Genomic DNA, 22137 nt, shown 5'->3' on the forward strand with positions numbered 1-22137 from the left:
CACGCCCAACCTCGACACCCGCCTCAGCCCGCCACCGTCGCCGGCGCGGGAGCCTTGTTCTTCGCGGCGATCGCCGCCGCCTTCTGCTCGATCTGGAGCGGCTTGCCGGTGTCCGCGAGCCGCTCCAGGTCGGCCGCCTGCGTCTCTGCCGTGGTCGCGCGGAGCCGGGTAAGCATGGTGCGGGTGCGGTGAGGCCAGGTGCTTCCCGGCGGGCAGCCCGGCGTGAACTCACAGCCCTCGTGTTCGGCGAGTTCGGCGAGGAGCTCCCGCGTGCGGGCCTCGCGCTGGTCGGCGTCAGCCCGCAAGCGAACCATCTCCGCACGGTGCTCGCCAGCCCTGGCGCGAAGAACATCCCGGCGCGCGTCGAGGAGCTGTTCGGCCGCGGTGACTGCCGTACGCCGAGCCAGCTCCAGGCCGGTTCGCAGCCTCACGATTTCCTCGGTCAGCGTCTCGGCCTCGCCCGGCTCGTCGACCAGGCGCACGGCGGCCTGCTGCTCGAACGTCTCCAGTTCACCCTCCCGGGTGACAACGTCCTGCTCGCAGCGGGCCGCGTTCTTCTCGCTGCGGTCGATCTGGGAAAGTGCCTGCTCGACCGTCATCGCTTACCTCCCACCGCGCGAATCCCCAAGCGGTCGACCTCGCGAAGCTCGACGAGCTCGGAAACCTTCCGTTCGGTCCTGCGCTCGGTCAGCGGCGCGCGACCGGCCGCCGAGCGCTTGACGATGCCCTTCTCCAGCAGCAAAGGTTCCTGGGAGCCGAAGACCCGCGCGTACCGGCGCAGAGCCGCGATGCCCTCAGTGACGGACATCGCGGCATACTCGCCGTGGATCTTGTTCTTGATCCACTCCTCAGCCTGGTCATCGCGCCAGCTGTAGAAGCTCTTCGCGGCGCTGACTGCCTCATTGAAAGCGGCCTTGAGCTGAGCGGTTTCGTCCTGCCCGATGCGGACGTCGCGGCTCTCCTTGGCGAGCTCACCCATCTCGGCACGAACCTGCGCCTCGGTGCCACCTCGGCCGATCACCGCGACCTTCGCCGCCGACGGCGAGAGGCCCATCCGCTCATAGAGAGAAACGGCCTGGTCGAACGGGTGCTGAGCCGCAGCCTCGCCTCGGCCCTGAGCGGCGATGCGCGCCGCCTCAGGCGACAGCCCTAGGGACTTGAACCCCTCGGTCAGCTGATCCTCGTCGAGAATGCCGCTGCGCTCCACCTCGCTCAGGGCCGCCGACTCCGACAGTCCGAGCTTTCGCCAGTCGTTGTAGTACTCCCGGGCTTGCCCGGTGAGTTCGTTCTCCTTCACGCACACCTCCTGCGCTCGTCCCGGTACGCCAGTACCGCCAATGAGTCCAGCCGCCACCGACCGGCAACCCGCCGGCCCATGCCGCCCTCAGCGAGTTGCTGCGCCCGGCGGCGAGACACTCCCAACACGCGGGCCGCCTCGTCGGTGCTGATCTCTTCGCCCCACTGTGGCCCGGTCGGATCATCTGAGGTTTCGTCGTTTCGCTCATCTGGTCCGGCCTGCGCGTATGCCTTCGCGGCGCGACGAATCGCCTCCCGCATAGCCTCGACTTCGGGATCGGAGAGGCGGTCGAGCGGCTTAGCGACGAGGGGGGCCGAGAGGATGCGGTTCAGGATGTCCGCAGCGTGGCCTGACACCAGAGCGGCGCCATCGACGTACACAGGGATCACTCGCCCTCGGCCAGCACCAGGCGCGCGATGAGGGACGCCAGATGGTCAGCGACGACCTGTTCGCGGGGCTGGCCGAACCGTTCGGCAATCTCTGGGAGCCGGGACTCTCGGATCTCCTCGAAAAGACCCGCGAGGAGGGCCGAGGTGTTCTCCAATTGAGCCAGCAGTACCGCCCGCGCCTCCTTGGCGTCGAGGCTGGCGACGAGCAGTGCTACGCCGTGGTGGTCTCCGGCTTCGCGGAGGCGGAGCAAGGCGAGAGCGAGTCGACGCGCGTCCCGGTCGGTGCTCAACGGGCACCGTCCCTGTCTGGGGCGGAGCTGAAATGGTCGGCCGCGATGGAAAGCGCCGACTTGCCGCTTATCCGCTCGATTGCGTCGGAGACCTTCGTGAGCAGCAGACGGCCGTTCTGAATGCGACGCCATGCCGTTGTACGCGGGATCTTCATCTCGTCCGCTACCGCGTCCACTGACATGCCGCGGTGGTCGTGCATGAAAGCAGCCTGGATTTCATCGGCCCGCACCTTGTCCGGCTTGGGCTTTCTTCCGGGGACGGGAATCACTGGCCGTTCATCCGCCGGCACATGCTCATCGAAGCGGGCCGCAGCGGCTTCAAGGTCGGCGGCGATGGCATCGATGACGGCCTGCTTCCACGGCCAGTAGGTCATGCCATACCAGGAGTTTCGCCATGCCCGGCGCTCTGCGTACGTGAGGTGCTGCGGTGCCTGGGGCGGGTAGGGCGCCCATCTCTGCTTCGGCGGCCAGGTCTTCATCTTGCCCCGGTGGACCCACCAGAGCGTCATGGTGTCCGAGTCGCTGGGACTGATCGCGCCGTATGTTCCGTCGGGCAGTTCCAAGTCCTTGTTCATCTGGGGTCCCTTCCTTGAGGTAGGTGAAGTGGAACGGAGGATTTCGCGTGGGGTTCCCCGGGCTTGGTGTTCCTGCGGAACGGCGTCAAGAGGCTTTGGGTTAAGTTGACGGCGGGCCCGCCCGGGGTGACGTGCTCGCCGCTGTGGAGGCCGGGGACGCGCTGTCCCCGGCCTGGTGGGTTAAGGCGTCGGGTCGGGTGGGAACACGCCGTACTCGCGGTGGAGGCCGCGCAGGACCTCATAGGCGACGTCGGTTCCGTAGCGGGCTTGGAGTTCCTTGGTGCGGCGCTTGGCTCCGGGCTGCCATTCGGCCGGCAGGGTGTAGTGCCGTTGGGCGCCAAGGGCGATGAGTCCGGCCTGGCGCTCCCACTCCGCGTGGAAGATCTCGATGGAGGGGGCGATCATCAGGGCGAACGTTCGGACGGGGACGATGTCCTCGCCGTGGAGCGGGTCTCCTGGCTTGTCGAAGATGCCGACGTGGCGGAACAGGTCTTCGTATCCGGGGACGGGTTTGACGGGTCGGCCGTGGTTGCTGCCGATGTTCGGGATGGTGGTCACTTCGACTCCTCGATGGGGATGTTCGGGCCGCGGCGGGCCTTGTGGCGGGCCTCTTCGAGGGTCAGCTCGGTGTGGAACATCTCGGCCGCCGTGGTGGGGGTGCCGTCGGAGCGCATCGCGGGCAGGGTGCTGAGGTCGCCGCCGCCGAAGAACTTCTGTGCCGCGTGGGCGAAGAGGTCGCCCATGTTGGTCATGAACTCCTTGCTCCACGGGCTGTCAGCGATGAAGGCGAGCAGCCGATCGCGGGCGATGAGCCAGTCCCCGTAGAGGTCCCACTTCTTGCCGCCCGCGTCGGGCTTGGTTCCGGGGTAGTCGTCGGCGTGGTGGATGACGAACCACAGGTGCAGGTCGCAGTAGGCGCGCATGCACTCCCAGCCGAGCATGCCGTCGCCGCGCTCTTCGTCCACTTCCCGTTGACCTTGGATGCTGTCGAGCTGCTGTTTGCGCGCCCACTCGCAGGCTTCCCAGATGGGAACGCCGAGCGCTTCGGCGACCTCGCTGAGGAGTAGGTACTCCTCGTCGGCGCTGATGAAGTGGACGGGCGCCTCACCGAATCCGGCGAGGTCGATCATGTGGCCGGGTTCGGCGGGCATGAGCGGGGTCGTCTTGGCGAACTTCTCCAGCGCTTCCACGGCGCGGGCTGTCTGCTCTTCGGGGCCGTGGTCGAGAAGGTTGTCGTCATTGCGGGCGACGATCGCCGCCGCGAACTGGTGGAAAATCTCATTCACGTCGCGGTCCTTTCGGTTCATGGGGCCTAGTACCGGCATCCGGGGTGTGTGGTGATCCCTGCTTTGACGAGCGCCGGATCGAGGGAGTGGCCGCATTCCTTGCACATGCTGGATTCCGGTGACAGAAGCGAAAAACAGGGGCTTGACCTGGGGAAACACCTGTCACCGGAGGTGGTGACAGGTGGGTGACAGAACCCCCGATACGCCCCCTGACCTGCGAAAACATTTGTCACCGGGGTTGTGGACACTTTCCCGAAGGGGCTTCTGTCACCACGGAAGGCTTTCGTCACCGCTTTGTCACCACTCTTGGTGACAGGTGTATGTGCAGTTCAGAGGCGATTTCGAGGACTTTTGTCACCGTGTCACCACCCCTTCGGGGACACGTGGTAGACAACCGGCTTCCGACCTCCGGTCGAGGCGACTTCGGCCTGCCGGATGTAACCGTGATCCTCCAGTAGACGCAGCACCGCAGAAACCTCTTCGGCGCCGTCGAACCGGCGATGCATCGCTCGGTGAACGTCGCGCGGCTTGAAGTCCTTACGCTCTCCGATCCACTCCAAGACGGCGTGGGCCTTGTCGAGCAGCGGGTGAGCGCGCATCACCCCGAAGGCGGCCATGGCGTGCTCGGCGTAGTACTTCGCAAGATCGATGGCACGGCCCATGGTGTCCTCACCGATGGGCATCTGAGCACCGCGGGCGGGGTTCTCCGCCAGGTGCAACAACCCAGCGAGACGCACGGTGTGACCGGCAAGCTTGGCCGCCCACTCGCGTAGCGCTTCCAAGTCACCGGTTCCACGACGGAGACGGGGCTCAATCTCGGTACGCCACTCGGTGTGAAGTTTGAGCGCGGCAGGGGTCAGAACAATGATCGCCGGATCGGTCCAGGCGGACAGTCCGATGATCAGTCCCATGATGGTGTCGTTGTAGTCGCGGATCACGCCCTCGTCGAGCAGGTCAGGTGTGGTGTTGCGGAATCCGACCTTGTCCGGCGGGACAGCGAACAGCAGTCGAGCGAGAGCACCACGGCCGGCCATCTGCTTTTTCGCCGCGATGTCTTGCAGGAGCTGCGGCTGTAGGCAGATGCCCATGGTCAGCGCGGGACGCTCAACGAACTCTTCACGGCCCCGCCGGTCGACTTGGAGCCGATCGCCCGCATGCCCCTTCAAGACGAGTTCAAGGTTGGGCTTACCGGAGTAGCGACCCATGACGATCTCGAAGAATGACCCTTCGGCCGACAGGATGGCCAGACGTCCGCCCTGCTCGGCAAGGATCGTCGCGGCCTGCTCGGGAACCACGTCGTCAGCGGTAAGCCGCGGCTTGACCGGGATCTCCATCTCCTCGGCCATACGTACCGCGTCCATCGCCACAGCGATCTCGTCTTCGGTCTTGGCGAGCTTGCGCGCCGCCTCGGCGCGGGCCATGGCGTCGCGCTGCTCTTTCTCGATCTCCTTGATCTGTTCCTTGGCCGCCTCTTGGAGTGCGGTTTCTGCAGCGAACACAGGGCGGAGCATCATCCGGAATCCAGGGCTCTTGCCGGACCCGGGCGGCATGGCAATGCCGATCTGGAGATTGACCGGCTCACGCCACTGCCCGCGAACCAAGACCTCAGCGCGCCCACCAGCGGCGGTCGCCAGTACGGCCAGGGCCAACCCGCCGGGCAGATCCTCGGGAACCTGGATCTCCTCGGCCACGCCCCGGATCATCGCCGCGATGTAAGCCGGGAAGGCGTCAGTGGGAAAGTCCGGAAGCGCGGTGCGGACGCCGAGCGGGACCGGGTCATCCCAGTCGTCCGAGGGCGCGGGCAGCGGCCCGAACACAGAGTCCAGAGGGTTCGCGGTCGGCTTCTCCTCACACGTGCAGTGGTCTGGCTTCTTCTCGCACCGAGAGCACGCCTCGTAGCTTCCCCATCCCTCCGTCTGATGGGGGACAGAGACCAGCGACGCACCGCAGCGCTTGCACTTGGTCACGCGACCTCACCGCGGTTCCGCCGGATCTCGGCCCACGTGGGGTGGCGAGCTTGCTCTTGGATGATTCGGTGGATACGGCTCCACTCCTCGCTCATCTCGTGGTGAGCCCTGCCGTAACCCACGGCCTCGCCCTCCTGGAAGCCGATGGTGAACCCTTCGGCGTATGCCTCGTCGACCTCGCGCCGGTGGGCGTCGAGCTGCTCGACGAGCTGACGCATCTGCTCGATGTGGTCGAGGTGCTCACACATCAGGCAGCCCGCTTGCGGGCGCCACGCTTGGCCGCCTTGTACGGGAGGACGTCGTATGAGCCACCGCACCGGGCGCGCTTCTTCATCAGGCTCGGAGCGGGCCACTCACACTCGTGGCGGTGAGCCCATGTGCAGAACGGGCACTCGGCGACGACGAGCACGGCCTTCTTCAGGCCGGGGCCGACCTGGTAGACGGCGGCGGCCACGACAGGGAGAGACGTCTGTACAGCCCGGTTGCTGCGCATGTCGGCCTGGGGCTGTATCTTCGGAGTGTCGTGTACGCCCTGCTGGGTGTTCGGGCGGGATCCGGGGGTGATGGCCCCGGGCCCGCCCTTTTGCTTGTTAGGCAGCGGCATCGGTGGCGCTCTCCTTGGTGGTGATGGGCCCACCGCGCAGCAGGATCGAGAGCTTGGCGCGCTGCTCTGCGGTGAGCGGCGGGAAGCCGTCAACGATCTTCTTTACGAGGTCGGCGTACTTGTACGGCTTGGTCTCGGTCACGAGGTGGCCTCGCGGAGGGCATCGAGTGCCTCGGTGTAGGCGGTCAGGTAACGACCGCGGGGGGTACGGCGCCCGAGTTCCCAGTTGGAAACGGCCTGGGAGGTAGCGCCAACGGCGTCGGCGATGTCAGAGATGCGGAGACCCGCAGCCTGACGAAGCGCGCGACGGACAGACGGGGCGGGGAGCGCCTTTTGCTGGCGCACCCGCTCTCTGATCCGGATGGAAACCGAGGTGTCAGTCACACCACATGTCTACCGTTTACCAACTGTTGCGCGCAACATTTGTAATACCTGGCGCAGGAAACCCGTTACTTTCAGGGCTTGGCGCGCTCGCGTTGACTGTCTGGCGAGCTGGGTGGGTGAATGGCCTGTATGAGCCCTGCCCGCAGCGATCGAGACTTCCCCGGTACCGGCATCCGCGAGACCGTTCACACGGTCAGCGACAGAGAGTGGACTGCGTACCGATCACCCGAGCAAGAGCTGTACGAAGCCTTCCTTCGCCGGGGCATGAGCCCAGAGGCGGCGCGGATAGCGACAGCGGCGGATGTAGACACATCTAGCCTCGATGTTCACGACGAACCACCGCCCACCGACGCCCTGGCCAGCGCGGCCGAGACGTCTGCGAACTGGCGGGCGGTGTGGACCTTCGCCAGACAGGGTGATCAGGTTGTTGTTCGATCAGTAACCATCGAACCTGTTGACCCATCGACGCCTGACGGTGGAATCACCAGCGCCGTACTCCGCGAACTCTCTCCCTCCCGTGCCATCCAAGAGGCCGTCGAGGGGCTCCGCGAACAGGCCAAGCCGGGCACGTTCGGGGAACTGCTGCTCAAGCGGCGAACCGAAGAGGTTGAGCCGTACGAGCGGACTGCACCAAGCGGCCCCAAAGGTGGACGCCCTCGTTTGTCGGATGACCACCTTCGAGCGGTGACAACGGCCTACCTGGAAGAGCAGAAGGACGGCCGTGGACTACTCAAGAGGCTCGGCGCGCGGTTCAACGTATCGGAGCAGACGGCAAGGGACTGGGTGCATGCCGCCCGCAAGCGTGAATTTTTGACACCTGCCCGACAGGGCGTGCGTGGCTCGGCAAGCTATGGACCTCGCTTCAAGCCTGACTCGGCTACCTCTTCGGAGTGATCTGCACGGTGGACGGGTCGAAGTAGGTTCCGCTCGGCCCACGCCCGTGAGCCGCAGGCAGGATCGTGACCGTCATCAGCGCGTTGAGGATGCCGCGCTGACGCCCCAGGTCGTTGAGCCCCTTCCAGGCCGCCCGGGGATCCTCGACCCCGACAACCCCCGTGAAGATGCTGCCCACGCTCGCCGCGGCGATCCGATCTTCAATTGCTTTCAGGTCAGCCTGAATTGCCCGGCTTCCAGCGGCCAGCTGGCGTGTGTCGATGACCCGCTGGGCGTGCAACACGGTCTGCTCGTCGAGCAGTTGCCGAAGCGCGAGTGCCTCGATGTGGAGCGGGGCGACGTCTTCGCGCTGATCGTCCTTCAGGAGGTCGATCGCGTCAGGCCGGGACAGTCGTTCGATGATGACTTCTTCGACGAACGTGTCCAGTGGGCCAGCGGTGCGGACCACGTGGCGTTCCCCTCCGCGCGTGCCGCCCTGGCGGGGCCGGCACCGGTAGGCCGGGTTGCGCTGCTGCCCGGAGCGTGAGCAGATGAGGGTCTTGCCGCACCCTTCGATGCCGCACAGGTAGATGCCGCTACCGAGCCATTTGGCCTGGTTGCCAGGCGTGGTCCGTCTCACAGGGTCTGAGAGTAGAGCCACGACGCCACGCCATGCGCTTTCGGAGACGATCGCAGGCCAGGAGGCGTTTCCAATCACCTCGCCCTTATAGATGGCTTTGCCGGCGTTTCGGGCGCGCATGAGCATCTGACGCATCTCGGTAGTGCTCCACTGGTTGCCCTTCGAGGTGAGCGAGCCGCGGTCGTTAGCGGCCCGCACAACCGCCATGAGGCTGACACCTGCCAGGAGGGCATCGGTGGCTCGCCTGATCTCGGCGGCCTCGTCTGGGCGGACCGTGACGCCGTCAGCCTCGAAGCCGAACGGGCGGATACCGCCTCCCCATTCGCCATTGAGGGCTCGGCGCTCACGAGAGCCAGCGACTCGTCGAGCGGTGTCCCGAGATGCCTTGTTCGCTACCGCAACCATGACGCGGGCCATGGTGATGTCGGCATCGTTGGCGAGTCGGAGCGATCCGGTGACGGACTCGACCGGGGGGCGTGGCTTCTTCGCTTCGACGGCGTCAATCAGGTCTTCGAGGTCGCGCGGATCGCGGACCGCGCGGTCGAGGTCGTAGGCGATGAGGCCGTCTGCCTCCCCGGAGACGAGAGCGTCGACGGTTTCACGGAACCCGGGGCGAACAGTGCGCAGCGCGGTTGTCCCGTCGGGCAGCTTGATCGTGCGGCGCTTGAAAGCGCTGACATCGTTCTCGACGACGACGCGCAGAACGCCCCAGCCCAGCCGGTGGGCGAGATCGCGTCCACGCCGTTCCTGGTCATCGACTCCGGCGGTGTCATCGTCGCGGGCGTCACTGATTCGACACAGGATGATGGCTCTCTGTGGGAGCGGGTTGGCAAGCATGGCGTAAGTGTGTCACAGTCAGAGCATCGTCTTGCCCGTACCCGTGCCGCCCGTGACCAGGAAGGCGAGCCTCGACTCGATCACCGCCGTGAGAACGGAGACGCTGTCGGCCCTGATCGCGCCCGCTTCGACCAGGTCGGGAAGGGTGAAGGTGCGTCTGGGCGGGAGCCGCAGGGAGAGGCAGGTGCCGTTGGGCGCCACGGGTGGAAGGACGGCGTGAAGCCGGACGCCTCCGGCGAGGCGGGCGTCGACGTACGGGCACGCGTCGTCGAGACGCCTGCCCGCGGCGGAGGCGAGACGCTGCGCCAGCCGCCGGAGAGCGTCTTCGCTCGGGAAGACGATCGAGGTCAGATGTAGCCCACCGCCGTCGTCGACCCATACCTCGCGCGGGCCGTTCACCAGCACGTCGGTGACCTCGGCCTCGGCCAGCAACGGCTCCAGAGGACCGGCCCCGATGAGATCAGCGCACAGGACCCGGGCCACCGCCAGGATCTCCGCGTCACCGAGCATCGCCCGCTCGGCTCGCAGCGCGACCGCGACGTGCGCGGCACTGGGCTCGACGCCCGTTCGGGCCAGCCGTACGCGGACCGCCTCCACCAGCTCCGGCGAGACCGTCACGGCTGTCTCGGCCCGCTTCACGCGTCCGGCCCGAACAACTCGTGCAGGAACGCGGAGCAGAACCGCCCGAGAGAGGTGCGGCGGCCGAGCGGGGGGACGTCCCCCCGCTCGAGCGCGGCGGCCAGACGAGGCTGGTCGGGGAGGCTGCCACCGTGCGGGACGTCGAGTGAGGCCGCCACCACGTCGTCGTTCAGGACCCCGCTGCGCACGACGGCCCGCACCTCACCCGTGTGCCCGCGCAGCCCGGCGAGCACCTGGGCGGCGGCGAGCACGCCACGCACGTCGGCGGTGACGACCAGGAGGGTCGTGGCGGCTCGTCCGAGCGCCTCCACCGCGGCCTCGTCGAGGTGGCGCGGCAGGTCGACGACGACCAGGTCGAAGCCCCTGCGGCCCGCCTCAAGGACCGAGCGCATCGCCTCGGCCGGGATCGGATCGACCTCGCCCCTGTGGAAGGAGAGCAACGTCAGCCCGGCGAAGGTCGGCAGGGCCGCCTGGAGCGCGGTATGGCTCACCCTGCCCTCACGGGCGACCAGGTCGGACCAGCGCGCCCCGTCGGACTCCTCCTGACCGAGGAGGAGGTCGAGACCTCCGCCTAGCGGATCGGCGTCGACGAGGAGGGTGCGGATGCGCCGCCGGGACGCGGCCAGTGCCAGCGAACCCGCCAGGACGCTGGCTCCCGCTCCTCCCCGCCCTCCCGCGACACACACCACGGAGCCGGGTCTCGCGGGCGGCTCGACGGCGTCGGCGAACTCGTCGACCAGCTGTCGCTCCGCGGCGGGCAACTCCAGTACGCCCTGAGCGCCGACCGCGACGCACTTGCGCCATGTGTCGGGATCTTCGGAGGTGTGGGTGGCCAGGAAGACACGGGAGCGAGGTGGCGGGCCGGTCGCGGCCAGGGCGTCGGCCACGTCGCCCCCGACGACGACCAGCGGGGCACGGTTCCAGTAGGGCCGGGCGTGCGCGGGCACGTGGGCGACATCGAGCTCGGCTCCGGCCGCCGCGGCGACACGAAGCAGGTCGTCGAGCAGATCGTGGTCTTCGGTGATGATCAGCGGACGGTCCACGGGTGCCTCCCTGGGGTGCGGGAGCCCCACTTTCCGCGACGACCTCCCCTTCAGGGGAAACCGAACGCCGCACTGTGGATAACCCTTGCCGACAGGGAGAAGCCTGTGGAAAACCGGCCGCCGGACGGAAGGCCGGGAAGACATGCCGCCGGGGCAGGGGACGCTCGAAGAAAAGGGCGACCCCCGCCGGGGGGGAGAGAGCGGGGGTCGCCAACCGGTCCGGCTCTGGGGGGGTAGAGCCGGTCCCGTTTAGGAAGAAAGCCTTCAACAACCGACCGGAGCACAGCGAGAGGGTCGCGTTGCGACCTGCGCAGTTACTCCGGTTTGGGGAGATAACACCTCATGCTGCCCGATCAACTTGAGTTCCGTCGAGGAGTAATCCTCGATTTCCGCTAGTTTTTTTAATGCAACGGTCCAGTCTCCGGACACGGTCCCGCCGAGACGCGCGCCACGCACACACGAACGACGGTGACGCTCGGTAATCGCCGCCGAGGCGTCACAGCATCCGCCGGACGCCACACCGGGCATGCTCGGCGGAGCATAAAACGATATAAGAGGGGATTCGTCCATTAATGTCCCCTGATCCGTAAAGGTCTTGCTCCCAGGGGTTCCCATCTGCGCGGATCGGACGTACAAAGGTTTTACGGACCAGTTGTCCGGGCATGGCCGCCGAGTACCCACGTGCCGTCAGCCGCGGGAGGCGCGCTGAATCGGGCTTGCCCCGCTTCAGCGATTATCAGGTGCACGCTTGGTAACTCGGTCGGGACATGTCGGCGACGGCGCCCCCACACCAGGGGCGCCGTCGGTATGTGCGGCCGATCCCGCTGGATGTCCGTAATCAGTGACGTTCGGTAATCGAACACGCGGCCGGCCGTCACTCAGTGGCACGGATGAGCGAGCAGGCGGGCAGGCCACGGGTGCGATCGAGCCGATCCCCGGGCAGGTCAGATGCGAAGGCGGGGGACCCTGGCAGGCCAGGGACGCGAGTGCGCGGACGGGCTCAGGGACGCGGGCAAGTGTCCTCGCGCCGCCCCGCCGCTCTCACACTGACCCGCTACCCTCGCACGCCGACCCCGCTGCCATCGCACGCCGCCTCCCCGACCCCGCCGCCCCTGCTGCCCTCACACTGACCCGCCGACCCCGCTCTCCTCGCACTGACCCGCTGAGCCCACGGCCGACCGGTCCGAGGTCAGCCGCGCTGCATGGCCTCGCAGATCGCCGTGGCCTCTCGTACGCCCAGCGTGACCGCCGACGCGCAGTGCCGCACCCACGCGGCGACGCCCTCGGGGGTACCGCTCAGATATGACCGCAACCCCTCCCCGTAGGCGGAGCCGAGTTCGAGGTGGCCCACCTCGACGGCGACCAGCGACTTCGGGTCCAGGCCGAACTCCACAAGCGTCAACCGCTCCGCCGCCCGCGCGACCACACCGTCCGCCGTGCCGAACGGGCGCAGCACGGCCAGTTCCGCGTGTACGACGGCGGCGAGCACCAGGGCGGGGGCCTTCGACGAGGCCGTCACCAACCGGACCAGCCCGTCCACCCGTGCCACCGTCTCCTGCGGACCGGGGGCGGCCCCCAGGCCGAGCGGGTCGGGCGCCTCCGCGACGGCCCTGGGGCGGCCGAGGTCCCCCGCACCCCCGCCGTCTCCGATGAGCCCCGAGGCCGCGAGGGTATGCAGCCTGGCCAACACCTGGCGGGGCGCCGAACGCCAGGTCGCGCCGAGTCGCCCGAGTTCGGCCGAGACACGCAGCGCGCCCTGCACCACGGGATCGGTGACCTCGGGGATGGCTTCGAGGGGCACGTCCACGCCCTCCAGGGCGGCTGACGCGCGTGCGCCGCGCAACGCGGATCTGGCCGACACCTCCGGACTCTTACGTCGCAGCACGCGGTGTCCGTAGAGCCGGTCGACGGCCTTGCGCGCGTCGGTGACCGCCTCGGGCACTCCGGGCATTCCCGCGATGACAGCCAATGGGTCGCTCACGCTGCCCGACCCTATCGGGGCCGTTCGGCGGGACTTCGGCCAGGCCATGAGGCACTCCGGGCCACGTCCCCGCCCGTCTGGAAGAGCCTCCTTCGGAAAACCGCCCTTGAGAGGCCGTGAGAGGCGTGGGAGACCGCCCGGGAAGACCCTTTCGGAGGACCTCGCCGCTGAGGGGCCCCCACGGAGACCTCCCCGGAAGGCGGCCTTCGCGAGAGAAGGCGGCCTTCGCGAGAGAAGGCGGCCTTCGCGAAACCTCCAGGAAGACCTCCTCGGAGCACCCCGTCCTCGGGAGCCCTCTCGGGGGCTTGCCGGAAACGGCTCAGGAAGCGGCGTGCGAACCGTTCACCGAGCGCATGGCACCGTCCAGCGCACCACCTCGCCAACGCACGTTGAACAACGCCGTCCGCATTCCTACGGTGTCGAAAACGCAACGTTCCGTGGGTGGAACTCCCTAGAAATGAGGCGTTTGACCGTATATGGCCCCTCATCACCGGTTGGTACAGACCTGTGCTAGACCTCTTGTGGCAGACACATGTGGCCTGGTGAAGTGGGACACGACCGTCGATAGCAGTACGTGAGGAGTGCGTAGTGGCCCCGGAGAACCCTGGTTCCAAGTCGCGTGAGACCCAGGAGACGCTGTCGAACCTACTGCGGGAGACCCGGCGATTCGCACCTCCCGCCGACCTGGCCGCGGCCGCGAACGTGACCGCCGACGCCTACGCGGAGGCCGAACGGGACCGCCTCGCCTTCTGGGAGAAGCAGGCGGACCGCCTGACCTGGTCGAAGCGCTGGGACACCACCCTTGAGTGGAACCCGCCCTTCGCCAAGTGGTTCGTCGGCGGCGAGCTCAACATCGCCTACAACTGCGTCGACCGCCACGTGGAGGCAGGCCGCGGCGACAAGGTCGCCTACCACTGGGAGGGCGAGCCCGAGGGCGACACCCGTACGCTCACCTACTCCGACCTGCTGCGCGAGGTCTCCAAGGCCGCCAACGCACTCCAGGAGCTGGGCGTCGGCAGGGGCGACCGGGTCGCGATCTACATGCCGATGATCCCCGAGCTGCCGATCACGATGCTGGCCTGCGCCCGCATCGGAGCGATCCACTCGGTGGTGTTCGGCGGATTCTCCGCGAGCGCGCTCAGTGGCCGGATCCTGGACGCGGACGCCAAGCTCGTGGTCACCGCCGACGGCGGCTACCGCCGCGGCGCGCCCAGCGCGCTCAAGCCGACCGTGGACGAGGCCGTCAAGAAGTGCCCCGGCATCGAGCACGTCCTCGTCGTGAGGCGGACCGGCCAGGACGTGGAGCAGACCGACAAGGACGTCTGGTGGCACGACGTCGTGGACCGGCAGTCCGACGTGCACGAGGCACGGCCGAACGACGCCGAGGACCCGCTTTACATCCTCTACACCAGCGGCACGACCGGTAGGCCCAAGGGCATCCTGCACACCACCGGCGGCTACCTCACCCAGGCCGCCTACACCCACAACGCGGTGTTCGACCTCAAGCCCGACACCGACGTCTACTGGTGCACCGCCGACATCGGCTGGGTGACCGGCCACTCCTACATCGTGTACGGCCCCCTCGCCAACGGCGCGACGAGCGTCATCTACGAGGGCACCCCCGACACCCCGCACCGGGGCCGGTTCTGGGAGATCGTGCAGAAGTACGGGGTCACGCTGCTCTACACGGCCCCGACGGCCATCCGTACGTTCATGAAGTGGGGCGACGACATCCCCGCGAAGTACGACCTGTCGTCCCTGCGGATCCTGGGCAGCGTCGGCGAGCCGATCAACCCCGAGGCCTACATCTGGTACCGCGAGCACATCGGCGGCAACCGTACCCCGGTCGTCGACACCTGGTGGCAGACCGAGACCGGCGCCGTCATGATCAGCCCGCTGCCCGGTGTCACCGAGGGCAAGCCCGGCGCGGCCATGCGCCCGCTACCCGGCATCACCGCCGACGTGGTCGACGACCAGGGCCAGAGCGTGGGCAACGGCGGTGGCGGCTACCTCGCGATCCGCGACCCGTGGCCGTCGATGCTCCGCACCATCTGGGGTGACGACCAGCGCTACATCGACACCTACTGGTCCCGCTTCGAGGGCATGTACTTCGCGGGCGACGGCGCCAAGAAGGACCAGGACGGCGACATCTGGCTGCTCGGCCGGGTGGACGACGTCATGCTCGTCTCCGGGCACAACATCTCCACCACCGAGGTCGAGTCGGCGCTGGTCTCCCACCCGAAGGTCGCCGAGGCGGCCGTGGTCGGCGCGACCGACCCGGTGACCGGGCAGGCCATCGTGTCGTTCGTGATCCTGCGCGGCAACGCCGAGGAGGGCGAGGACATCGCGGCCGAGCTGCGCGCCCACGTGTCCAAGGCTCTGGGCCCGATCGCGAAGCCGCGCCAGATCCTCGTCGTCCCCGAGCTGCCCAAGACCCGCTCCGGAAAGATCATGCGGCGTCTCCTGCGTGACGTGGCGGAGAACCGCAGCGTCGGCGACGTCACCACCCTCGCCGACAGCACGGTGATGAACCTCATCTCGGAGAAGCTGCCCAGCGCCAAGAGCGAGGACTGAGCGGACAGGAACACCCGGGTGGGCCGAAGACGCGGCCCACCCGGAGTTTTTGAGCACTCCGAGTTCCCGTGAGAGGCCCTCCCCGAGGGCTTCCGGCGAACTCACGCGGGCTCACGCGGTCTCTCGACGTCGCCGGCGCGGACCTTCAGCGGTCTCACCCGGTCTCACCCGGTCTCGCCGAAGAGCTCCACGTGGTCCCCCGACGTCGCCGGGCTTCAACAGGCTCCGGTGACGGCGGTGTCTCCCCTGCCCTCCCACCGATCTCCGCGGTGACGGGGTTCCTCCCGCCCGGAAGCCCTTTTCTCGTCGGCTCTCATCGGCCCGGCGATGTTCACCGGCCCGCCGCCGGGGTAGCACCCGGCCCGTTGAACATCATCTTCACGGCCGGAGGCCGCCGCAGCCCGCAGGAGCCGGGAACTCCTCCCCGCACGGGCCGGGAGTCGCCCCGGCGATCGCTGTCGCGGTCAGGAGCCCAACGGTTTCGCACCGGCTTCACCTGCCGCCCACCCGGCGGGGCTGTGGTGCAGGTTCTCACCACCGGACAGCCGAGACCTCACCAAACCGGTGCAGCCCCACGCCTCCCCTCCGCCCCGGGACTAAAGTCTGAAGTCTTGATGACGCAGGTATTTGATGACACGTACGCGATCACCCCGGCGTGCTCGCGGCGCCGGTTCCGCTGCGGGTGTGCGTGCGCGACCACCTCGACGCGCAGCATGATGTTCGACAAAGGCCCTCGATAGGAGATCGTCCATGACACATATCCCGCCCGCGGAACCACAGGAGGAGTCACTGGGCGCGCTGGTCGCCGCCGCCAGCGACCACATATCCACCCTGGTACGCGCCGAGATCGAGCTCGCCAAGGCCGAGTTCAGGTTCGACGCCAAACGGGTCGGTACGGCGGCCGGGCTCTTCGGCGCAGCGGCGTTCATGGCGCACCTGTGCCTGATCCTCGCCTCCTTCACGATCGCCTACGCCCTGGTCGCCGCGGGCATGTGGACCTGGCTCGCCTTCCTGATCGTCACCGTGTTCTACCTGCTCGTGGCCGCGCTGCTGGTCTTCATCGGCATACGGCGACTCAAGGGCCTGACCGGGATGAAGCGGACGCTGCGCTCGCTCAAGACCATCAAGAGCGGCGGGCACGACCCCGCTCTCGACACGGCTGCGGCCACGGCCGGCCAGACGGGCGGCCATCGCGACCCGGTGAGACCGAGCCAGTGAGCAGACCCGACGAGTCCCTGGTCAGGATCGAGGGCCCGTGGACCCACCGCTCCGTCCACGCCGGCGGCACCCGCTTCCACGTCGTGGAGGCCGGTACGGGCCCTCTCGTGCTGCTGCTCCACGGGTTCCCGCAGTTCTGGTGGAGCTGGCGCAACCAGCTCGTCTCGCTCCCCGCGGCCGGATACCGCGCCGTCGCCGTCGACCTGCGAGGCTACGGAGCCAGCGACAAGCCTCCGCGCGGCTACGACCTGCACACCCTGGCCGCCGACGCGGCAGGGCTGATCCGGGCGCTGGGCGAGACCGGTGCCGTCGTCGTCGGCCACGACTGGGGCGGGCTGCTCGCCTGGACCATGGCCGTGACGGATCCCAAGGCGGTCCTGCGGCTGGTCCCGGTCTCGGCACCGCATCCCCGGCGTCTCCGCACCACGCTGTTCACCGAGCCCTTCGGCCAGTTCAGGGCGGCCCGCTACGCGCTGGGCTTCCAGCTGCCGCTGCTTCCTGAGCGGCGTCTGACCGCCAACTCCGGCGCCAGGGTGGGGCGGTTGCTCGATCAGTGGTCGGGGCCCGGCTGGCCTGAGGAGGACGTGGCGAAGACCTATCGCGACGCGTTCCGCATTCGCAACGTCTCGCACTGCGCGCTGGAGTATCACCGCTGGTTCGGCCGCTCCCAGCTCCGCCCCGACGGGTGGCGCTACGCGAAGACCATGCGTACCCAGATCAACGCGCCGACCCTGCAGTTGCACGGCGCGCTCGACAGGCACGTCCTGCCGCGCACCGCCCAGGGTTCCGGCCGCTACGTCGCCGCCTCCTACCGGTGGCGGCTCATCGAGGATGCCGGGCACTTCCCGCACGAGGAGCGCCCCGAGGAGTTCGACGCCGAGCTCGTGGCCTGGCTGTCCGACCCGGAGCCCGACCGATGAGGGGACGCGACCGGGATCCCGACGGCAGGCCGCGCAACCAGCGCCCCCGCGACGCGTTCGGACGCCCGCTGCCCCACGGCGCCGAGGGCGTGGAGCGCATCCCCGACGACTACGCGCCGAGCGCCGAGGAGGCGATCTCCGAGGCACGCCGCCTGCTCGGCGAGGGGCGGCCGTTCCACGCCCACGAGGTGCTTGAGGGCCGCTGGAAGAACTCCCCCGAGGAGGAGCGCGAGCTCTGGCAGGGACTGGCGCAGATCTGCGTCGGCCTCACCCATCTGCAACGGGGCAACCGGCGCGGGGCCGCGACGCTGTTCGTGCGAGGCGCCGACCGGATCAGCCGCTACGGGATGCCGTACGAGCTGATCGCCAGGGCCGCCCACGAGCTCGACGACCTGGAGGCCGAGGTGGCCATCGCCAGGATCGAGGCTCTTCTCTGACGTTCACCCCCTCCGCGCGGCGGCGAGGGCGAGGCCGTGACGGTCCGCGAAGGGTTCCGGGAGCCGTTCGCGGGTTTTCGTCGAAGGGCTAGTTCTGGTCGCACTCCTGGGTGTCGACCTGGTTGAAGAGCTTGGAGCCGTCCTCGGCGTCCGGCGCGACCTCCGCGGCGGTGAGCACGTAGCCGGTCTCCTGCTGGTCGAGGGCCGCGGCGAAGACGACACCGTAGACCTTGCCGTCGGTGGTGAGCAGCGGGCCGCCCGAGTTGCCCTGGCGGACCAGGCCGCGGATGGCGTACACGTCGCGGACGACGGACTTGCGCTCGTAGATGTTGAGGCCCTTGGCCTTCTGCTGCACCCGGATGCGGGCCACGTTCATGGTGTAGCCGTGGCCGTGCGGGAATCCGGCGACGATCGCGTCGTCGCCCTTCTTCGCGGTGCCGTCGAAGCGCAGGATCGGCATGTTGAGCCCGGGAACGTGGAGAATGGCGATGTCTCGGTCGGGGTTGTAGAGCACGACCTTGGCCGGGTGGGTCTTGTTGAGGTAGTCGGTGACCTGCAGGCCCTGGTTGACCCCGGCGACCACGTGCGCGTTCGTCATGATCTTGTTCTGGGCGTAGACGAACCCGGTGCCCTCGATGTGCTTGCGGCAGCTCGTGGCGACGCCCTGGACCTTCACGATGCCCCGGCGCGCCCGGGTGAGCTGCTTGTTGCCCTTCGCCACGCTCTGGTCGGGCGGCGAGACGTCGACGAGCTGGCCGCCTCCTATGGCGTCGAAAACCTTGGGGAAGCCTGAGGTGTTGATGAAGTTCTTGAACGGCACCTGCAGGTCCTTGGCCGCGCTGGGCAGCGTCTGGTCGACCGTGCTCAGCAGCAGGGACCTGTTGACCTGCTCGCTGATCAACGTGAACTGCGACGACGCCACCAGCGAGCCGATCAGCCACGCGATGATCAGCACGGAGAAGGCGCTGGCGAAGGTGCCGCCGACCGCGTCGACGACCTTGGCGGGCTCCCAGGTGACATGGCTGCGGACCACCGCGCCGATCGTGGACGAGGCGAACTGCCCGACCGTGGCGGTGAGGAAGACGATGACGATCGCGAGCAGGGCACGCTCGGTCTCGCCGTCGACCACCGCTCCGGCGAGGGGTGGGGCGAGGAACATGCCCAGCAGGCCGCCACCGACAAAACCGACAAAGCTCAGGGCCCCGATGATGAACCCCTGGCGGTATCCCGACACCGCGAAGGCCACCATCAGGGCGATCAGGATGAGATCGAGGAGATCACCGCTCACTCCCTTACGGTATCCAGCCGCCGCCCCGCGCGTGCACACCTTCTGTGAGCTCTCTGCGGTTATCGTGGCCAGATGGCGATGATCGGAGGGGCGGCGGCGGTGGAGTCTCTCATCGAGACCGCGCTGCGAGAACGCGATCAGGAGGGTGCGGCACGCTGGCGCGCGATCACCCAGCTGCAGGAACGCGGCGATCTGGAGACCTTCACCGCCGCACGGAGGTTGTGCTCGGGGAAGACCGCCGCCGAGCGGATGCTCGGGGTCGACATCCTGGGGCGGCTCGGCTTCGTCGACCGGACGCTGCCGGTGCTGCGGACCATGTCCATCCAGGAGGACGACTGCCTGGTGCTCTACTCGGTGCTGATCGCCTTCGGCCATCTCAGGGACCGCCGCGCGCTGCCGTCGGTGATCGCCCTCGCCGAGCACGACGATCCCCGGATAAGGTACGGGGCCGCGTACGCGCTGCCGAACATCATGGGCAGCCCGCCGGATCCGACGGGTCTGGCCGCGCTGCGGCGGCTCACCCTCGATCCCGACGAGGACGTGGCCGACTGGGCCCGCCTCGGCCTCGCCCTGTCAACGGGACGCGAGGTTGAGGACGTCGGGCGGGATGTCCTCGACCCGTGACCGGTCCCAGGGAAGCTCGAAGCCGGAACCGCCGAGCACCCCGTCGAGCACTCCCGCGGTGAACCCCCACACCAGCAGCCCGCGCACTCGAAACGCCGGCCCCAGGTGACCGCTCGGGTGGCGCAGGATGATCCGGTTGACCGGGTCGACGAGCTCGCGGATCGGGACCCGCTCCACCGACTCCACCTCGTCGGGCGAGGCCGCGTGCACCGTGCAGGGGGTGTGCCACCAGCCCAGCACCGGGGTCACCCGGTTGTCGCTGTGGCTCAGGTACAGCTCGGGCATGGTCCCGAGCACCCGGACGCCCGCCGGGTCGAGACCGGTCTCCTCGCCCGCCTCGCGCAGCGCGGCACCGATCGGGCCGTCGTCCTCGGGATCCACCCCGCCCCCCGGGAACGCGGGCTGTCCCGCGTGCGTACGCCCGCGCGAGCTGCGCTGGATGAGCAGCACGTCCGGGCCGAACGACCCTTCGCCGAAGAGCAGGAGGACCGCCGCCCGCCGCCCGCCGGACACCGGAGGACGGAGCAGCGGTGAGGGCGACATCCCCGTGACCCGCTCCGCCAGCGTTTCCAACCACCCTGGGACCTCTTCCACGGGCACACCTCCGGTTCTCTGCAACACGATGCCCCGCCCCGCGCTTCCCGGCCTTCGCGGATCCACCGACACCGGGAGATGCCTGCCGGACGGTCATCCGGCGACGGGCAGGAGGAAGATCACGAGAAAGGACCTGGACGCACCAGCTTGGCGGCCTGGGCCGCGTCGACGGGGCCGATGCCGTACGACGGGCAGAGCGCGGCGAGCGGGCAGACCCCGCAGGCCGGTTTGCGCGCGTGGCAGATCCGGCGGCCGTGCCAGATCAGGCGGTGGGACATCATCGTCCAGTCGCGCTTCGGGATGAGCCCGGCGACGACCTGCTCGATCTTCACCGGATCGGTCTCCGAGGTCCAGCGGAAGCGGTGGGTGAGCCGCTGGAAGTGGGTGTCGACGGTGATCCCGGGCACCCCGAAGGCGTTTCCGAGCACGACGTTGGCGGTTTTGCGCCCGACTCCCGGCAGGGCCACCAGGTCCTTGAGGCGGCCGGGGACCTCTCCGCCGTGGCGCTCGCACAGGGCCTGGGCCATGCCGATGATGCTGGTGGTCTTGGCGCGGAAAAAGCCGGTCGGCCGGATGATCCCCTCCAGCTCGGCCCGGTCGGCACCGGCGTAGTCCTCCGCCGTAGGATATTTTGCGAAAAGGGTAGGAGTGACTGTATTAACCCTTTTGTCCGTGCACTGGGCGGACAAGATCGTCGCGACCAGTAATTCAAGAGGATCACGGAAGTCGAGTTCGCAGTGGGCGTCAGGATAGGTTTCCACCAGAATCCGATCCATTCGACGAGCTCGACGGACCAGGGCAAGCTGGGATTCACCACCGGGGCTGACGTTGCGAAGCACTCCGACAGCCTACGCTCAAGGCCCTCTGGAGAGTGGCGCGGCGGGATGGGTCACAATGACTGCGTGAGCCGTGAAACAGGAGGCACTGTGAACTCCGACGACGTGCTGGGCAAGGCCCCTCTGTTCGCCGCGCTCGACCGTGAGAGCGCCGCCGCGCTGCGCACGAGCATCTCGGAGGTGGAGCTGCCCAAGGGACAGACCCTCTTCAGCGAGAACGAGACCGGAGACCGCCTCTACGTGGTGCTCGAAGGCAAGATCAAACTCTCCCGAACCTCGCCAGACGGCCGGGAGAACCTGCTCAGCGTGCTCGGCCCGAGCGAGATGTTCGGCGAACTGTCCCTGTTCGACCCCCGCCCCCGTACGGCGTCGGCCACCGCGCTGACCGACGTCCGCCTGGCCGGGCTCGGACACGACGACCTGCGGCCCTGGTTGACCGGCCGCCCCGAGGTCGCCCTCCACCTGCTGCGTGCCCTGGCCCAGCGCCTGCGCCGTACGAACGACGTGCTGGCCGACCTGGTCTTCACCGACGTGCCCGGCCGGGTGGCCAAGGCCCTGCTCGACCTGGCCGATCGCTTCGGCCAGCGGATCGACGACGGCGTACGGGTCCACCACGACCTCACCCAGGAGGAGCTCGCCCAGCTGGTCGGCGCCTCGCGGGAGACCGTGAACAAGGCGCTGGCCGACTTCGCCCAGCGAGGCTGGCTGCGTATCGAGGCCAAGGCCGTGGTCATCATGGACCTGGAGCGGTTGCACAACCGCTCGCGCTGATCCGCTCGGGGGCAGGAAGTGGCCGCGGAGGGTGATTCGCCGGAAAAAGGACCGTTCCGAAAGCGGTCCC

General features: G+C 68.4%; 25 protein-coding genes and 1 pseudogene. 7 read left to right on the forward strand and 19 right to left on the reverse strand.

From position 1 onward, the window contains the following. Window positions 1-23: 23 nt before the first annotated feature. From ABZ664_RS32035 to ABZ664_RS32090, 12 genes are all read right to left on the reverse strand, one after another. On the reverse strand, window positions 24-599 hold the full coding sequence (locus ABZ664_RS32035; RefSeq protein ID WP_362518140.1) for a hypothetical protein: 576 nt from the start codon (window positions 597-599) through the stop codon (window positions 24-26). Further along, entirely contained in the window at window positions 596-1297 is a 702-nt protein-coding gene (locus ABZ664_RS32040; protein WP_362518143.1) for a hypothetical protein, read from the reverse strand. Before ABZ664_RS32040 ends, ABZ664_RS32035 begins: the two co-directional genes overlap by 4 nt. After that, window positions 1294-1677: a hypothetical protein gene (locus ABZ664_RS32045; protein ID WP_362518146.1), complete on the reverse strand. Its 384-nt coding sequence runs from the start codon at window positions 1675-1677 to the stop codon at window positions 1294-1296. The genes ABZ664_RS32040 and ABZ664_RS32045 overlap by 4 nt, the downstream gene beginning before the upstream one ends. 5 nt (window positions 1678-1682) lie before the next feature. Beyond that, window positions 1683-1976, reverse strand: coding sequence for a hypothetical protein (locus ABZ664_RS32050; RefSeq protein ID WP_362518149.1), 294 nt, complete (start codon window positions 1974-1976; stop codon window positions 1683-1685). Continuing rightward, window positions 1973-2551: a hypothetical protein gene (locus ABZ664_RS32055; RefSeq protein WP_362518152.1), complete on the reverse strand. Its 579-nt coding sequence runs from the start codon at window positions 2549-2551 to the stop codon at window positions 1973-1975. Before ABZ664_RS32055 ends, ABZ664_RS32050 begins: the two co-directional genes overlap by 4 nt. A gap of 180 nt (window positions 2552-2731) precedes the next feature. Next, complete coding sequence (locus ABZ664_RS32060) at window positions 2732-3109, reverse strand: hypothetical protein (protein ID WP_362518155.1); 378 nt, start codon at window positions 3107-3109, stop codon at window positions 2732-2734. Next, window positions 3106-3837: a hypothetical protein gene (locus ABZ664_RS32065; protein WP_362518160.1), complete on the reverse strand. Its 732-nt coding sequence runs from the start codon at window positions 3835-3837 to the stop codon at window positions 3106-3108. The genes ABZ664_RS32060 and ABZ664_RS32065 overlap by 4 nt, the downstream gene beginning before the upstream one ends. A 362-nt stretch (window positions 3838-4199) precedes the next feature. Further along, the gene (locus ABZ664_RS32070; protein ID WP_362518164.1) at window positions 4200-5654 is read right to left on the reverse strand and encodes a YfjI family protein; all 1455 of its coding nucleotides are present in this window, start codon (window positions 5652-5654) and stop codon (window positions 4200-4202) included. Window positions 5655-5800: 146 nt separating this feature from the next. Further along, the gene (locus ABZ664_RS32075) at window positions 5801-6052 is read right to left on the reverse strand and encodes a hypothetical protein (protein ID WP_362518167.1); all 252 of its coding nucleotides are present in this window, start codon (window positions 6050-6052) and stop codon (window positions 5801-5803) included. Beyond that, complete coding sequence (locus tag ABZ664_RS32080) at window positions 6052-6408, reverse strand: hypothetical protein (protein ID WP_362518171.1); 357 nt, start codon at window positions 6406-6408, stop codon at window positions 6052-6054. Before ABZ664_RS32080 ends, ABZ664_RS32075 begins: the two co-directional genes overlap by 1 nt. Continuing rightward, complete coding sequence (locus tag ABZ664_RS32085; protein WP_362518174.1) at window positions 6395-6550, reverse strand: hypothetical protein; 156 nt, start codon at window positions 6548-6550, stop codon at window positions 6395-6397. The genes ABZ664_RS32080 and ABZ664_RS32085 overlap by 14 nt, the downstream gene beginning before the upstream one ends. Next, window positions 6547-6792, reverse strand: a complete 246-nt coding sequence (locus ABZ664_RS32090; protein ID WP_362518177.1) for a helix-turn-helix transcriptional regulator — start codon at window positions 6790-6792, stop codon at window positions 6547-6549. The genes ABZ664_RS32085 and ABZ664_RS32090 overlap by 4 nt, the downstream gene beginning before the upstream one ends. Before the next feature lie 129 nt (window positions 6793-6921). Between ABZ664_RS32090 and ABZ664_RS32095 the strand changes: the two genes are divergently transcribed. Beyond that, window positions 6922-7686, forward strand: a complete 765-nt coding sequence (locus ABZ664_RS32095) for a hypothetical protein (RefSeq protein WP_362518179.1) — start codon at window positions 6922-6924, stop codon at window positions 7684-7686. On the opposite strand, the gene ABZ664_RS32100 is transcribed toward ABZ664_RS32095, so the two are convergent. From ABZ664_RS32100 to ABZ664_RS32115, 4 genes and pseudogenes are all read right to left on the reverse strand, one after another. Further along, on the reverse strand, window positions 7670-9142 hold the full coding sequence (locus ABZ664_RS32100; RefSeq protein ID WP_362518182.1) for a recombinase family protein: 1473 nt from the start codon (window positions 9140-9142) through the stop codon (window positions 7670-7672). The genes ABZ664_RS32095 and ABZ664_RS32100 overlap by 17 nt on opposite strands. 21 nt (window positions 9143-9163) lie before the next feature. Continuing rightward, a pseudogene (locus ABZ664_RS32105) lies at window positions 9164-9781 on the reverse strand (ATPase, T2SS/T4P/T4SS family); the annotation flags it as partial. Further along, on the reverse strand, window positions 9778-10824 hold the full coding sequence (gene ssd / locus ABZ664_RS32110) for a septum site-determining protein Ssd (protein ID WP_362518185.1): 1047 nt from the start codon (window positions 10822-10824) through the stop codon (window positions 9778-9780). The gene ssd and the pseudogene ABZ664_RS32105, both read right to left, overlap by 4 nt. Before the next feature lie 1189 nt (window positions 10825-12013). Then, window positions 12014-12805, reverse strand: coding sequence for an oxidoreductase (locus ABZ664_RS32115; RefSeq protein WP_362518188.1), 792 nt, complete (start codon window positions 12803-12805; stop codon window positions 12014-12016). 588 nt (window positions 12806-13393) lie between these two features. Between ABZ664_RS32115 and acs the strand changes: the two genes are divergently transcribed. From acs to ABZ664_RS32135, 4 genes are all read left to right on the forward strand, one after another. Further along, window positions 13394-15379 (forward strand): acetate--CoA ligase, encoded by a 1986-nt coding sequence (acs, locus tag ABZ664_RS32120; RefSeq protein WP_362518191.1) that lies wholly within the window; start codon window positions 13394-13396, stop codon window positions 15377-15379. Between the two features lie 750 nt (window positions 15380-16129). Next, window positions 16130-16597 carry a phage holin family protein gene (locus tag ABZ664_RS32125; protein WP_362518194.1) on the forward strand — a complete coding sequence of 156 codons (468 nt, stop codon included), beginning with the start codon at window positions 16130-16132 and terminating at the stop codon, window positions 16595-16597. After that, the gene (locus ABZ664_RS32130; protein ID WP_362518197.1) at window positions 16594-17517 is read left to right on the forward strand and encodes an alpha/beta hydrolase; all 924 of its coding nucleotides are present in this window, start codon (window positions 16594-16596) and stop codon (window positions 17515-17517) included. Before ABZ664_RS32125 ends, ABZ664_RS32130 begins: the two co-directional genes overlap by 4 nt. Continuing rightward, the gene (locus tag ABZ664_RS32135; RefSeq protein ID WP_362518200.1) at window positions 17514-17954 is read left to right on the forward strand and encodes a DUF309 domain-containing protein; all 441 of its coding nucleotides are present in this window, start codon (window positions 17514-17516) and stop codon (window positions 17952-17954) included. Before ABZ664_RS32130 ends, ABZ664_RS32135 begins: the two co-directional genes overlap by 4 nt. 88 nt (window positions 17955-18042) lie before the next feature. On the opposite strand, the gene ABZ664_RS32140 is transcribed toward ABZ664_RS32135, so the two are convergent. Continuing rightward, a complete protein-coding gene (locus ABZ664_RS32140; RefSeq protein ID WP_362518203.1) occupies window positions 18043-19242 on the reverse strand; it encodes a MarP family serine protease in 1200 nt (399 codons plus the stop codon). 72 nt (window positions 19243-19314) lie between these two features. Here ABZ664_RS32140 and ABZ664_RS32145 point away from each other — a divergent pair, with 72 nt between their 5' ends. Continuing rightward, window positions 19315-19866, forward strand: coding sequence for a HEAT repeat domain-containing protein (locus tag ABZ664_RS32145; protein ID WP_362518206.1), 552 nt, complete (start codon window positions 19315-19317; stop codon window positions 19864-19866). Here the strand turns inward: ABZ664_RS32145 and ABZ664_RS32150 are convergent. Further along, window positions 19816-20460, reverse strand: a complete 645-nt coding sequence (locus ABZ664_RS32150; protein WP_362518209.1) for a CoA pyrophosphatase — start codon at window positions 20458-20460, stop codon at window positions 19816-19818. The two genes, ABZ664_RS32145 and ABZ664_RS32150, sit on opposite strands and share 51 nt — an antisense overlap. A gap of 119 nt (window positions 20461-20579) precedes the next feature. Beyond that, on the reverse strand, window positions 20580-21299 hold the full coding sequence (gene nth, locus ABZ664_RS32155) for an endonuclease III (protein WP_362518212.1): 720 nt from the start codon (window positions 21297-21299) through the stop codon (window positions 20580-20582). A 45-nt stretch (window positions 21300-21344) separates the two neighbouring features. On the opposite strand from nth, the gene ABZ664_RS32160 reads away from it, so the two are divergent. Continuing rightward, window positions 21345-22067, forward strand: a complete 723-nt coding sequence (locus tag ABZ664_RS32160; RefSeq protein WP_362518215.1) for a Crp/Fnr family transcriptional regulator — start codon at window positions 21345-21347, stop codon at window positions 22065-22067. Window positions 22068-22137 lie beyond the last annotated feature (70 nt).

Origin of the sequence: Streptosporangium sp. NPDC006930, from assembly GCF_040635605.1 — a bacterium.
Classification (GTDB): Bacteria; Actinomycetota; Actinomycetes; order Streptosporangiales; family Streptosporangiaceae; genus Streptosporangium.